The sequence below is a fragment of the Microbispora siamensis genome (assembly GCF_016863095.1).
Lineage (GTDB): Bacteria > Actinomycetota > Actinomycetes > Streptosporangiales > Streptosporangiaceae > Microbispora > Microbispora siamensis.
Genome location: NZ_BOOF01000044.1, coordinates 49,281 through 62,077 on the forward strand (window position 1 = coordinate 49,281; position 12,797 = coordinate 62,077).

Sequence of the window (12,797 nt, forward strand, 5' to 3'; positions counted from 1 at the left end):
AAACTATTAGGAAACTTTCCTAAGGAAGGGAAGGCCACGCGACCGGCCGTCGTGTCACCCGACGCCTCCTCGCGGACGCCGATCGGCACCCCCGGAAGGACGGCATTGATGAAGAAACGGCTGCTCAGCGCGCTGTTGCTCGCGTTGGGTCTCTGCCTCGCAGGAGTCGGGGCGGGCCCCGCCCCGGCGTCGGCGGCGTCCAGTGCGATGCTCGCGTACGCCGCCTGGGCGCCCAACACCTATTACGCCACCGGGACGCGGGTGACGTACAACGGCGTCGACTACGAGTGCATCCAGGCGCACACGTCGCTGACGGGGTGGGAGCCGCCGAACGTCCCGGCGCTGTGGAAGGCGCTCGGGAGCGGGGGCGGCGACACGACGGCCCCGTCCGTCCCGGCCGGCCTGCGGGTGACGGGCACCACGTCGAGCAGCGTGTCGCTCGCGTGGAACGCCTCCACCGACGACGTCGGCGTGACCGGCTACCAGGTCTACCGCGGCTCGCAGCTCGTCACCACCGTGACGGGGACGACGTACACCGACGGCGGCCTGGCCTCGGGCACGACGTACGGCTACACGGTCAGGGCGCGGGACGCGGCGGGCAACGTGTCGGCGGCGAGCGCCGCCGTCTCGGCCACGACCGCCACCGGTACGGGTACGCCGGGGCAGCCCGGCGCCCCCACGGTGACCGGCAGCACCGACACGTCGATCTCGCTGTCGTGGACCGCCTCCAGCGGCACCGTGACCGGCTACCGCGTCTACGAGGGCACGACCCAGCGCGCCCAGGTCACCGGCACCACCGCGACCATCGGCTCGCTCGGCGCCTGCACCACCCACACCTACACCATCAGGGCGTACAACTCCGCGGGCGAGTCGGCGGCGAGCGCGGCCGTCACCGGCACGACCACCGGCTGCTCCTCGGGCGGGGCGCTGCCCAAGCACATCCTCACCGGCTACTGGCACAACTTCGTCAACCCCGCCGTCGAGCTCAAGCTTTCGCAGGTGCCGCAGGACTACGACGTGGTCGCGATCGCGTTCGGAGAGGCGACCAGCACGCCGGGCCAGGTGACGTTCGCCCTCGACTCCGGCCTGTCCACCGCTCTCGGCGGATACACCGAGGCCCAGTTCAAGGCCGACGTGCAGGCGCTCAGGCAGCGCGGCCAGAAGGTCATCCTCAGCGTCGGCGGCGAGGCGGGCCACGTACAGGTGGCGAGTTCCGGGGCGGCCACGGCGTTCGCGAACTCGGTCTACTCGATCATGCAGACCTACGGGTTCGACGGCGTCGACATCGACCTGGAGAACGGCCTCAACGCCACTTACATGGCCCAGGCGCTGCGCGAGCTGCGGGCGAAGGCGGGCTCCGGGCTGATCATCATGATGGCCCCGCAGACCATCGACATGCAGTCGACCGGCATGGAGTATTTCAAGCTCGCGCTGAACATCAAGGACATCCTCACCGTCGTCAACATGCAGTACTACAACTCCGGCGCGATGCTCGGCTGCGACCAGAAGGTCTACAGCCAGGGGACGGTGGACTTCATGACCGCGCTGGCCTGCATCCAGCTGCAGAACGGCCTGCGCCCCGACCAGGTCGCGCTCGGCCTGCCCGCCGGTCCCGGCGCGGCCGGCGGCGGCGTCGTCTCCCCCGGCACGGTCACCAACGCCCTGAACTGCCTGGCGCGGCGCACCAACTGCGGGTCGTTCGTCCCCTCGCAGGCCTACCCCGACATCCGGGGCGCGATGACCTGGTCGATCAACTGGGACGCCTCGAACAACTGGAGCTTCTCCAGGACCGTCAAGCCGTTCCTCGCCACCCTCCCCTGAACCACTGGACGCCCCGCACTCGGGGGTGCGGGGCGTCCAGTCGAAGCGTCAGGCGTAGAGGAACCAGAAGTTGCCCCCGCCGGTTCCCCACTCGCAGCGGAAGGAGGTCCACCACCCCCACTGGATGCCGAGGTTGCCGCCGTTGTAGCAGTCCGACTGGTAGTAGTAGGCGTACCGGATGCTTTCCGCGTGTGCCGGCGCCGTGGTGACGGACACCAGGCCGGCGGCCAGGGCGGCGGAGACGAGTAGAGCCCGTACCGTACGCATGCGATCCTCCCGGGATAGACGCCCACAGGGCGAGCGGCACCCGCACTATCGCATCGCTGATCACGAGCGGCCAGGGAGCGCCGGAGGACACGGCCCCCACCTGCCCGGCCGCCGGGGCGCGGCTGAAAGATTCACGAACCCCTGATCACAGGGCCACGGTGCGGAACCCGGCGTTGGCCATGGAGGAGTCGGGGGTGTTCGACGACCGCGCCGAGTTGCGGTAGCGGTTGCAGTAGGAGTCGTGGCACAGGAACGAGCCGCCGCGCAGCACCCGGGCCCCGCCGCGCAGCGGACCGCGCGGGTTGTCCGAGGGCGAGTAGACGTAGTAGTCGGGCGCGTACCAGTCCGCGCACCACTCCCAGACGTTCCCCACCGTCTGCCACAACCCGTACGCGTTGGGTGCGAACGTACGGACCGGGGCGGTCGTGAGATGACCGTCGTCCAGGGTGTTCTCTGTGGGGAACACGCCCTGCCAGATGTTCACCCGCCACTCGTCCTGAGGCAGGTCGTCTCCCCAGGGATAGCGGGCGCCGTCCAAGCCGCCCCGGGAGGCGTACTCCCACTCGGCCTCTGTGGGCAGCCGCCGGCCCGCCCACGAGCAGTACGCCATCGCGTCGTTCCAGCTCACGTGGACCACCGGGTGGTCGGGCTCGGCCTCCGACAGCCGCCCGGCGGGGTGACGCCAGTCGGCGCCGCGCACGCCCACCCACCAGGGGGTGCCGGGCACCGGCCCCATCACGTCGTCGGGGTGGGCGCGCATCGCCAGGTGGAATACGGCGGAGAAGCCGTACTCCTCCGCCTCGGTGCGGTAGCCGGTCGCGTCGGCGAAGGCGGCGAAGTCGGCGACCGTCACAGTCGTGGCGTCGATCGAGAACGGCGCCACCGTGACGGCGTGGACGGGCGTCTCGCCGTCGCCCGGGTTGCCGTCGCCGGTGGCGTCGCCCATCCGGAACTCCCCGCCGGGCAGGCGCACCTGCTCGATCCCGTGCCGGCCCTCCGCCGTGAAGCGGACCGGCTCAAGGGGCTGTCCCGGCGTGGCGGGCGTGCAGCAGCTCCCCGACATGGTCAGACCCCCGTGTTTTCCAGCGATTGGGGCACCGGCTGGCTCGGGTGCGGCTCGTCGCCGAGGGCCGCCTGGGCGTGCCACATGCGGACCTTCATCTCCTCGCGGACCTCACGATAGGCCGGGTCGTCGTAGACGTTGCGCAACTCCTCCGGGTCGGCCTCCAGGTCGTACAGCTCCCACTCCCCGGGGTAGGTGAACGCGCCCGTGCCGGGGATGCCCATGCCGTCGTTGTAGAAGTAAATGATCTTGTAGCGGGACGTCCGGTAGCCGTAGTGGGCCGGCGCCTTGTGGAAGACGTCGTCGTGCTCCCAGTAGCGGTAGTACATGCCCTCCGCGGGAGGCGGGCCCGGCTCGCCGGTCAGGTCGGCGAGGAAGCTGCGGCCCTGCATGCGGGGGTGGTGCGCAACCCCGGCCGCGTCCAGCACCGTCTGCGCGAAGTCGACGTTCGTGACGATCCCGGTGTGCACCTGGCCGGCCGGGATCCGCCGCGGATAGCTCAGCACGAGCGGCATCCGCAGCGACTCCTCGTACATGAACCGCTTGTCGAACCACCCGTGGTCGCCCAGGAAGAAGCCCTGGTCGGAGCAGTACATCAGCAGCGTGTCGTCGAAGTCCCCGCGCTCGCGCAGCCAGTCGACCACCCGGCCGACGTTGTCGTCCACCGACGCGACGACGGCCAGGTAGTCCTCCATGTAGCGCTGGTATTTCCACAGCGCCAGTTCCTCGTACGACAGCCCCTCGGGCGGGTCCTGCTTGAGGTCCTCGGCGTTGAGGTGCTCGGCGATCCGCATGGCGGCCCGCCGGGCCGACGACGAGCGCGTCGCGTAGTCGTCGTCGAACGTCGAGGGCACCGGGATGGGGTCGGTGTACATCCCCGCGTGCTTGTCGTCCGGCTCCCACGGGCGGTGCGGCGCCTTGTGGTAGATCAGCAGGCAGTAGGGATCGTCGCCGTCGAGCGAGTCGGCCCAGCTCAGCGCCATGTCCGTGATGAGGTCGGTGGCGTAGCCGGGGACGGTCCTCAAGCCCTCCTCCGAGAGGAACGAGGGGTCGAAGTACTCCCCCTGCTCGATCAGCACGTCCCAGTAGTCGAACCCCTGAGGGTTGTGCCCCGGGCCGTCCCCCATGTGCCACTTGCCGACGATCGCGGTGCGATATCCGGCCGCCTTCAACTGGCTCACGAACGTCGGCTGCGCCGCGTCGATCGGCGTGACCAGCGTCGAGACGCCGTTCACGTGCGAGTACGTGCCGGTCAGGATGCTGGCCCGGCTCGGCGAGCACAACGCGTTGGTCGCGAAGCAGTTGTCGAACCGGACGCCGAGGTCCGCGATCTCGTCGATCCGCGGCGTCCGGTTCACGACCGAGCCGTACGCACTGACCGCGTGCGACGCGTGGTCGTCGGTCAGGATCATGACGATGTTCGGACGCCTGCTCACCGGTAGGTCGCCTCGTCCAGTCCGCTCAGCGTCGGGTCGTACGACACGTCGCCGACGTCGTACATCGAGGTCATCCAGTGGTAGAAGTTGTCGCCCCGGTCGCGCAGCACCTGGTAGAGCCGCCGCATCAGCCGCCCGCGCACCTCCGCCATCTCGGGGTGGCCGTAGACGTTGAGCAGTTCGTCCGGGTCGGTGAACAGGTCGTACAGCTCGTTGGTCGAGTCGGGGTTGACGACCAGCTTGTAGCGGTCTGTCCTGATCATCCGCTGCGGGTACGGGAAGTGGTGCCCGTGGAACTCGCAGACGATGTCCTGCTCCCACGGCACCTCGTGGGTGGAGGCGAGCGGGACGAGGCTGCGCGAGTCGACCGCGGGGGCTGGGTCGATCCCGGCCAGCTCCAGGATGGTCGCCGTGCAGTCCAGCAGGCTGACGAACTCCGTGCGGACCACCCCGGGCTCCTGGCCGGGGATCCGCAGCAGGCCGGGCGTGCGGTAGATGTCCTCGTACATCGCCGGGCCCTTGTCGTGCAGCCGGTGGGCGCCGGTGAACTCGCCGTGGTCGCAGGTGAAGAACACGGCCGTGTCGTCGTTCAGGCCGAGGCGCCGCATGGCGTCCATGACCCGGCCGATCTCCATGTCGATCAGCGCGACGTAACCCCAGTAGACCGCGATGAGCTTGCGCGTCACCTCAAGCGGCATGGTGTCGAACGTCCAGTGCGCGCTGTAGTTGGCCTGCACCGGCGGCTTGCCGGCGAAGGTCTCGGCGATCGACTTGGGCAGCTCGACCAGCTCGGGATCGAACATGTCGAAGTACTCGTCCGGCACGATGTACGGCAGGTGCGGGCCGAAGAAGTTGAGCTGCAGGAAGAACGGCTTCGGCTCGGCGGCGTACCGCTCCAGCATCTCGATCGCCCGGGTGGCGAGGTAGTGCTCGAACGTCGCCTCGACCGGCTGGCGCAGCCGCGCGGCGAGCAGGTTACCCGGCCCGCCGTTCGGCAGCGTCCCGCGGACGCGGTCGTGGATCTCGTAGGGCGGCAGGTCGTTGGCCTTGAGATAGTCCAGGTAGTCGGGGTGGTCCACGGGGTTGTGCCAGCCCGGCAGATCCGGCCCGTCGAACCCGAAGTCGGCGGCCCTCCGGTGGTGCCCGACGTGCCACTTGCCGATGAGCCCGCAGTTGTACCCGGCGTCCCGCAGGGCCGTGGAGAAGGCCCACTGGTCGTCGGGGAGGTCCTCGATGTAGCCGACGTTCCTCTCGTGGTTGGCGAGCAGCTTGTGCCGGAACGGCGCCTGCCCGGTGAGCAGGCTCGCCCGCGCCGGGGTGCAGATCGCGGTGGGCGTGTACCAGCGGTCGAACCGTGTCCCGGTCCGGGCCAGCTCGTCCAGCACCGGGGTGGCGGCGAGGCGGTTGCCGTACGCGCCCAGGGTGTCGGCCCGGTGCTGGTCGGTCATCAGGAACAGAACGTTCACTTGGCCGCGCCCGTGAACAGATCGCCGGTGTAGTACGTCTTCGGGTCCACGGCCGAGGTCAGCTTGCCCGCGCCCACGAAGTAGTCGTTCATCCCGCTCAGCCACTTGTCGATGGTCCCGTCCTTGGTGTAGCCGTCCAGGTCGGACAGCGACAGCACCTTGGAGTTGGCGGCGTCGGCCTTGACCTGGTCGGCCGGCAGCTTGAGCATCTCGGCGGTCGCGGCCACGGTCTCGTCGAGGTGCTCGCTGCGGTACTGGATGGCGTCGCGCAGCACGCCGATGACCTTCTCGGTCTTGTCCTTCTCCTTGGCGACGACGTCGTTGCCGGCGACGAACGCGGTCGGGAACGACACGGTGTCGGAGAAGTCCTCGTTCTTGGCCAGCTCGACCAGGTCGGGGACGGTCTTCTTGATCGTGGCGATGGCCGGATACCAGAAGCCGGCCGCGTCGACCTGCTTGGAGGTGAACGCCGACACGATGGTGGAAGCGTCCATCGGGACGATCTTCACGTCGTCCTTGGTCAGCCCGGCCTTCTTCAGCGCGAGCGTGAGGATCATGTCGCCGGAGGTGCCCTCGGGCACGCCGATCGTCTTGCCCTTCAGCTGGTCGAGGGATGTGATGCCGGCCTGGGCGATGACGCGGTCGGCGTTGCCGAGCGTGTTCAGCGCGACGACCTTGGCCTTGCCGGAGGCGGGCAGCCACATGGCGCCGGGGCCGATGTAGCCGAAGTCGAGGTCGCCGGTGCCCAGCGCCTGGATCTGCAGCGGGCCGTTGGTGAACACGCTGACCTTGGCGTCGAGGCCGTGCTTCTTCCACAGGCCCTGCTTGTCGGCCACGGCGAGCAGGCTCGCGCCGTTGAAGTCGGCGATGTAGCCGAAGTTCACGTGGGTCGTGCCGCCGCCCGAGCCACCCGGCCCGGCGGAGTCGTCCGACCCGCAGGCCGCCGCCGACAGTGCCACGACGACCGCCGCGGCGGCCAGGAGTGTCTTCTTCATTTCGCGGGCTCCTTGATCTGCCGCTGGTGGTACACCGCGTGCCAGACGCGATTGCGCAGGGCCCCGAACTCGGGGCTCAGCCTCATGTCCTCGTCGCGCGGGTAGGGGAGGTCGACGTCGATGATCTCGGCGATGCGGCCCGGCCTGGCGGCCATGACGACCACCCGGTTGGCGAGGAACACCGCCTCGTCGACGTCGTGGGTGATGAACATGACCGTCCTGCGGTCCTTGCTCCAGGTGTCCAGGAGCTGCTCCTGCAGCCGCACCCGGGTCAGCGCGTCGAGGGCGCCGAAGGGCTCGTCCATGAGCAGGATCGACGGGTTCACCGCGTACGCGCGGGCGATCGCGCAGCGCTGCTTCATGCCGCCCGACAGCGTCTTGGGCAGCGCGTCGGCGAACTGCTCGAGGCCGACCAGGCGGATGAAGTGCTCGGCCCGCTCCCGCTGCTCCTCCTTGGGGACCTTCGCGGTGCGCATGCCGAACTCGACGTTCTCGCGGACGGTCAGCCACGGGAACAGCGCGTACTGCTGGAAGATGACGCCGCGCTCGGGGCCGGGGCCGGTCACCGGCTTGCCGTCCACCAGCGCGGTGCCGCCGGTGGGCTGCTCCAGCCCGGCGAGGATGTTGAGCAGCGTGCTCTTGCCGCAGCCGGAGGGGCCGACCACGGTCACGAACTCGTTGTCGGCGATGTCGAGCGAGACGCCGCCGAGGGCGACGAACGGGTCCTTCCCGACCGGGAAGACCTTCTGGACGTCGCGTACGGAGATCTTGGGTGTGCTCTCGGGAGTGCTCATCGGTTCTCCTGCCAGGCCGTCAGCTTGTTGCCGGCGATCATGAGCAGCCGGTCCATGATCAGGCCGAGGACCCCGATCGCGATGATGCCGACGAAGATCGTCGGCAGGTCGTAGTAGAGCTGCGCGCTCTGCATCCGGTGGCCGAGCCCGGCCTGCGCGGCCAGGAGTTCGGCGGCCACCAGCGTGCCCCAGGCCGAGCCGAGCCCGACCCGCATGCCCACGAGGATGAACGGCGTCGAGGCCGGCACCACGACGCGGCCGAAGATGGTCCCGTCGCCCGCGCCGAGCACCCGCGCGGCGTTGATGAGCGTCCTGTCCACGTTCACCACGCCCTGGTAGGTGGAGATGACGCAGGACAGGAACGCCGCCAGGAAGATGACGAAGATCTTCGGGCTCTCCCCGATGCCCATCAGGACGAGCACCAGGGGCAGCATCGCCAGCGGCGGGATGGTGCGGAAGAACTGGATCCACGGCTCGAACAGACCGCGGGCCACCGTGTACCACCCCATGACGAAGCCGACGATCACCGCCGCGATCGAGCCGAGGGCGAACCCGGCCAGCACGCGCCCGAGCGAGGCGCCGACGTCGGTGGCCAGCGTGCCGTCCTGGATCATCTTCCAGGCGGCCGAGACGACCTCGGCCGGAGTGGGGAACTGGAGTCCGGCCAGGGACAGCCCCCACCAGATCGCGATTCCGGCCACGATCGAGATGATGTTGAGGACCAGGAAGGTCCTGTTCTTGCGCGGCCGGGCGGGGGCGTTGTCGGCCCTCGTGGCGCCCGCACTGGTCACGGCCACTATCGGCCTCCGTCCGTCGTGACGTTCGCTTCGTATCCGGCGAGCAGGGGGGACTCGTGGAACAGGGCCGCGATCGCCCCGCGCGCGCCGCCGTCGTCCGAGAGCAGGGCGGGGCGGATCACGGGCGCCGCGTCGGTACGCCACGACAGCTCGTAGGTGACCGTGTCCGCGACCTGGCGCAGCAGGGCCGGAGCGATCTCGATGATCTCGCCGCCGAGCACGATCTCGTCCGGGTTGAGTGTCATGGCCGCCGTGCCGAGCACCTGGCCGACCGCCGTGCCCGCCTCGCGGAGCACCTGGTCCACGACCGGGTGGGCGATCTCCACCGCAGCTTTGAGATCCTCCAGCGTGTCCGCGGGCACGCCGAGCTCGCGGCACCTTCCGAGGATCGCCGGAACCGACGCCACGGTCTCGACGCAGCCGCGCTTGCCGCAGCGGCACCGCGCGCCGCCGGGGACGGCGGTCACGTGCCCCAGCTCGCCCGCGTACCCCTTCGAACCCCGCACGAGCTGACCGCCCACCACCAGCCCACCGCCGACCCCGACGGACAGGCGCAGGTAGATGAGGTTGCGTACGGTGTCCGACTGGGCGTGCAACGCCTCGGCCAGCCCGGCGAAGCGCACGTTGTTGTCCACGATCACGGCGGCGTGGAAACGCTCGGCGAACACCTCGGCGACGCCGTCGGCCCGCGAGCGGTCGCCCCACCCCGGCACGCCGATCCCGATCGCCTGGAGCGCGCCGTAGTGGACGCCGGTCTCCGCGCTCAGCCGGTCGATCAGCGCGAGCCCGGCGTCGAGACGCTCGGGCCACTGCGCCGACTCCTCGTAGCGGGCGGTCCCGGACGCGATGATGTCGTGCGCGGCATCGGCCACCAGGACGTTCACCCGGCGGTGGCCGAAGTCGACGCCCATGTACTGCCCGGAGGCGGGGTCGAGCGCGAGCCGCTCGGCCGGCCGGCCGCTGCCCACGCGCTCCACCGCGTCGGTGTCGACGACGCGGATGGCGCCGCGGCCGAGGAGATCGCTGGTGATCTCGGAGACCGTGGTGCGTGACAGGCCGACCCGGGCCGCGATCTCGTTACGGCTCTGCGCGCCGTTCTGGCGGAGCACGCGCAGCACCCGCTCCTCATGGGAGCGGCGCACGAGGGCATGCACGCCGTTGGGGGTCGTTGACACGCTGGAAACCTAAGGTTCGTCTGTTTTTTACGTCAACCATCCGACAAAAAGAATCCGGAAATCTGTTCAGGATCTTGACGAAAACCTCTGACCAGCGCGGACACCTCCCCGACAACCTCCATGGCATCCTGCCGCATCCGCCGGGGGCCGCTGGGACGCCTGGGACACCGGATTCTGACGGCGTCTCGACGGAAAAATTTGCCCTGTCTACGGTGCTCGCCGTGAGACAACTGGTGATCGGAGCCTTACTCCTCGCGTCCTCCGTGGTCCCGGCGACGCTGCCCGCCCAAGCATCGACAGCACAGGCATCAGCAGCGCAGGCGGCGAGCGGACCCACCTACACCAACCCCGTGAGCGCCGGGGCGGTGCAGACCTTCCCCGACCCCACGATGATCCGCGGCAAAGACGGCCGCTGGTACGCCTACGGCACCACGAACCCGATCGACGGGAAGAACGAGCACATCCTGCCGATGCTCACGTCCCCCGACATGGTGCACTGGACGTACGCGGGGGACGTCTACACCGGAGACGACCACCCGTCGTGGTGGCCGAACGGCACGCGTCCCTGGGCGCCGGACATCCGGTACGTGAACGGGACCTACCACCTCACGTACGCGCTCTCCACCGGTGGCGTGGCGCTCGCGACCAGCCCGCACCCGACCGGACCCTGGACCGATCACGGGCTGATCGTCCCGGCGGGCGGCAGCGGCTGCCCGACCGGCAACATCGACCAGGCCATGTACACCGACGTGAACGGTGACAACTACCTCTACTGGGGCAGCTACGACACGATCTGCGGCGCGAAGATGAACGCCGAGGCGACCGAGGTCACCGGCCCGGTCACGCAGATCGCCCGCGGGCGCCGCATGGAGGGCGGCTTCGTCGTCCGGCGCGACGACAAGTACTACCTGTTCTACTCCGACGCCGGATGCTGCGACGGCGCGTTCAGCGGCTACACCGTCAAGGTCGGCCGCTCCGACAGCCCGCTCGGGCCGTTCACCACCCCGACCGGCGTCGACCTGATGGACCTGACCAGCAAGGACGGCATCGTCCTCGCGGCCAACGGCAACGGCTGGGTCGGCCCCGGCCACAACGCCATCCAGACCGACCTCAGCGGGCAGGACTGGCTGGTCTACCACGCGATCCCCTCGTCGGCCCCCGAGTTCGGGCAGGCCACGACGACCTGGGGCACGACGATCACCAACCTGAGCCGGCGGCCCCTCATGATCGACCGGCTCGACTGGATCGACGGCTGGCCGGTCGTACGGGCCGGGGCCGGGCCGTCCACCGGCGAGCAGCCGGCGCCGGTCACCACGTGGACCGTGGGCGGCACGTTCAACGAGGGCAAGGACGGGTGGACCGGGCCGTGGAAGCTCGCCTCCGACCCCGACTCACTCGGCTACCTCACCGGCAAGGGCTCGACCAGCGAGCTCAGCGACGGCACGGTCGAGGGCGACGTGCGGGTCGAGGCCGACCTGCGCCTGGGCGAGGACGGCACCGCCGCCGGGCTCTTCGTGACCCGCGAGAACGGCGCGAGGAACATCACCGCGTGGCTCGACCGGGAGCAGGGCGCGCTCGTGGTGACGACCAAGGTGAACGGGAGGACGACGACGGTTTCCAGCCCGCTGCCGGCCTCGTTCGACTACGGCTCCTGGCACAACGTGGCCGCCGAGCGGCGCGGGAACGCGCTGGTCGTGTCGGTGTCGGCCGACCGGCTCGGGGACCCGGTGGCGACGGTCGCCACGACGCTGCCCGACGGCGCGCCCACCTCGGGCGCCATCGGCGTGACGACCCGGGGAGCGGCCGACGCCGACAACGTGGGGGCCGCTCCGCTGTACCGGCCGGTGACCGAGCGGGTGCCCGACCCCGTCCTGGGCAAGCAGCTTCCCGCGTACTCCGACGAGTTCGACGGCACCGGCTCGCCCACCGGCTGGACGAAGGTCCGCAATCCGTCGGCCACCCTGTCGAACGGCTCCCTGGTCTGGCCGACCCAGAACGCCGAGCTCTACCTGGGCAACAACACCGCGTCGATCCTGCTCCGCGACGCGCCGCAGGGTGACTTCGCCGTGGAGACGAAGCTCACCTTCAACGGCACGAAGGGCAACCAGCAGGCAGGTCTGCTGCTGTACGAGAACGACGACCGGTGGCTGAAGCTGACCCACTCGATCCTGCCGCTGAACAACGGTGGCGGCGCGGTGCTGCACCAGACCGAGTTCGGCAAGGAGGGCCCGCGCCCGGGCACCACCCCGCCCACCGCGGTCGCCAACGCGCCGATGTTCGGCGGCCCGGCCGCGCAGACCACCTGGCTGCGGCTGCTCTACCACTACGACGAGGAGAACGGCGAGCACGACGTCCGGATGGCGTCGAGCACCGACGGCACCCACTGGATCTGGGGCGGCACCTGGTCGCTCCCGCGCACCGGGCCGGTGCGGATCGGCCTGATCTCGATGAACACGGCGGGCGCCACGGCGACGTTCGACTACCTGCGGACGTACGAGGTGACCAGCCGATAACCGGCGACCGGCCGCCCCTTCACCCAAGGGGCGGCCGATCAATGCGCGGGGAATGATCCGCTGTGGTTTCCGCCGGGGCCGGGGCACGGGCCCGCGCGCGGGGTAGAGGCACTTCGATGCCGATCATCCACACCCTCACGGGAGCCCCTGACTCCCTTCCGCGACGGCCCGCGACGGCGGCGGTGACGCTCGCCGTCGCGCTGGCCCTGGCCGTGGCGGCGCCCGTGACCGCGGACGCGGCGACCGGTGACGGCAACGGGAACCACTCCGCCGTCCGCGTGGGCAACGGCTCGTCCAACCGCAACCTGGTGGCGATGGGCAGCACGCGCCTGCGCGGCGACCTCCACCAGTTCTCGGTCGGTGTGGGCGGGGTCAGCAGCGTGCAGGGCGGCCTGTGCAGGCCGCACGGCCGGCTCTGCGCGCTGTCGCAGGACATCCGCACCACCAGAGCCAGGGCCACCCGGCGGTGA

The 12,797-nt window shown here is 70.0% G+C and carries 11 protein-coding genes; 3 read left to right on the forward strand and 8 right to left on the reverse strand.

The features are described 5' to 3' along the window. Window positions 1-108 precede the first annotated feature (108 nt). The gene (locus Msi02_RS32730; RefSeq protein ID WP_204051756.1) at window positions 109-1,821 is read left to right on the forward strand and encodes a fibronectin type III domain-containing protein; all 1,713 of its coding nucleotides are present in this window, start codon (window positions 109-111) and stop codon (window positions 1,819-1,821) included. Window positions 1,822-1,869: 48 nt separating this feature from the next. Here Msi02_RS32730 and Msi02_RS32735 read toward each other — a convergent pair whose 3' ends face one another. The 8 genes from Msi02_RS32735 to Msi02_RS32770 all read right to left on the reverse strand — a co-directional run bounded on the left by Msi02_RS32735 (window position 1,870) and on the right by Msi02_RS32770 (window position 9,814). After that, entirely contained in the window at window positions 1,870-2,088 is a 219-nt protein-coding gene (locus tag Msi02_RS32735) for a hypothetical protein (RefSeq protein WP_079315107.1), read from the reverse strand. 145 nt (window positions 2,089-2,233) lie between these two features. Beyond that, window positions 2,234-3,151 carry a formylglycine-generating enzyme family protein gene (locus Msi02_RS32740; protein ID WP_079315108.1) on the reverse strand — a complete coding sequence of 306 codons (918 nt, stop codon included), beginning with the start codon at window positions 3,149-3,151 and terminating at the stop codon, window positions 2,234-2,236. Between the two features lie 2 nt (window positions 3,152-3,153). Continuing rightward, complete coding sequence (locus Msi02_RS32745; protein ID WP_204051757.1) at window positions 3,154-4,587, reverse strand: sulfatase family protein; 1,434 nt, start codon at window positions 4,585-4,587, stop codon at window positions 3,154-3,156. Then, window positions 4,584-6,053 (reverse strand): sulfatase family protein, encoded by a 1,470-nt coding sequence (locus tag Msi02_RS32750; protein WP_239108928.1) that lies wholly within the window; start codon window positions 6,051-6,053, stop codon window positions 4,584-4,586. Before Msi02_RS32750 ends, Msi02_RS32745 begins: the two co-directional genes overlap by 4 nt. Beyond that, window positions 6,050-7,048: an aliphatic sulfonate ABC transporter substrate-binding protein gene (locus tag Msi02_RS32755; protein WP_079315109.1), complete on the reverse strand. Its 999-nt coding sequence runs from the start codon at window positions 7,046-7,048 to the stop codon at window positions 6,050-6,052. The genes Msi02_RS32750 and Msi02_RS32755 overlap by 4 nt, the downstream gene beginning before the upstream one ends. Then, window positions 7,045-7,842: an ABC transporter ATP-binding protein gene (locus Msi02_RS32760; protein ID WP_204051758.1), complete on the reverse strand. Its 798-nt coding sequence runs from the start codon at window positions 7,840-7,842 to the stop codon at window positions 7,045-7,047. Before Msi02_RS32760 ends, Msi02_RS32755 begins: the two co-directional genes overlap by 4 nt. Then, window positions 7,839-8,639, reverse strand: coding sequence for an ABC transporter permease (locus Msi02_RS32765; protein ID WP_204051759.1), 801 nt, complete (start codon window positions 8,637-8,639; stop codon window positions 7,839-7,841). The genes Msi02_RS32760 and Msi02_RS32765 overlap by 4 nt, the downstream gene beginning before the upstream one ends. After that, window positions 8,639-9,814: an ROK family transcriptional regulator gene (locus Msi02_RS32770; protein ID WP_204051760.1), complete on the reverse strand. Its 1,176-nt coding sequence runs from the start codon at window positions 9,812-9,814 to the stop codon at window positions 8,639-8,641. The genes Msi02_RS32765 and Msi02_RS32770 overlap by 1 nt, the downstream gene beginning before the upstream one ends. 221 nt (window positions 9,815-10,035) lie before the next feature. On the opposite strand from Msi02_RS32770, the gene Msi02_RS32775 reads away from it, so the two are divergent. Together Msi02_RS32775 and Msi02_RS32780 are read left to right on the forward strand one after the other, a co-directional pair. Next, entirely contained in the window at window positions 10,036-12,327 is a 2,292-nt protein-coding gene (locus Msi02_RS32775; RefSeq protein WP_204051761.1) for a family 43 glycosylhydrolase, read from the forward strand. A 116-nt stretch (window positions 12,328-12,443) separates the two neighbouring features. Further along, a complete protein-coding gene (locus Msi02_RS32780; RefSeq protein WP_204051762.1) occupies window positions 12,444-12,797 on the forward strand; it encodes a hypothetical protein in 354 nt (117 codons plus the stop codon).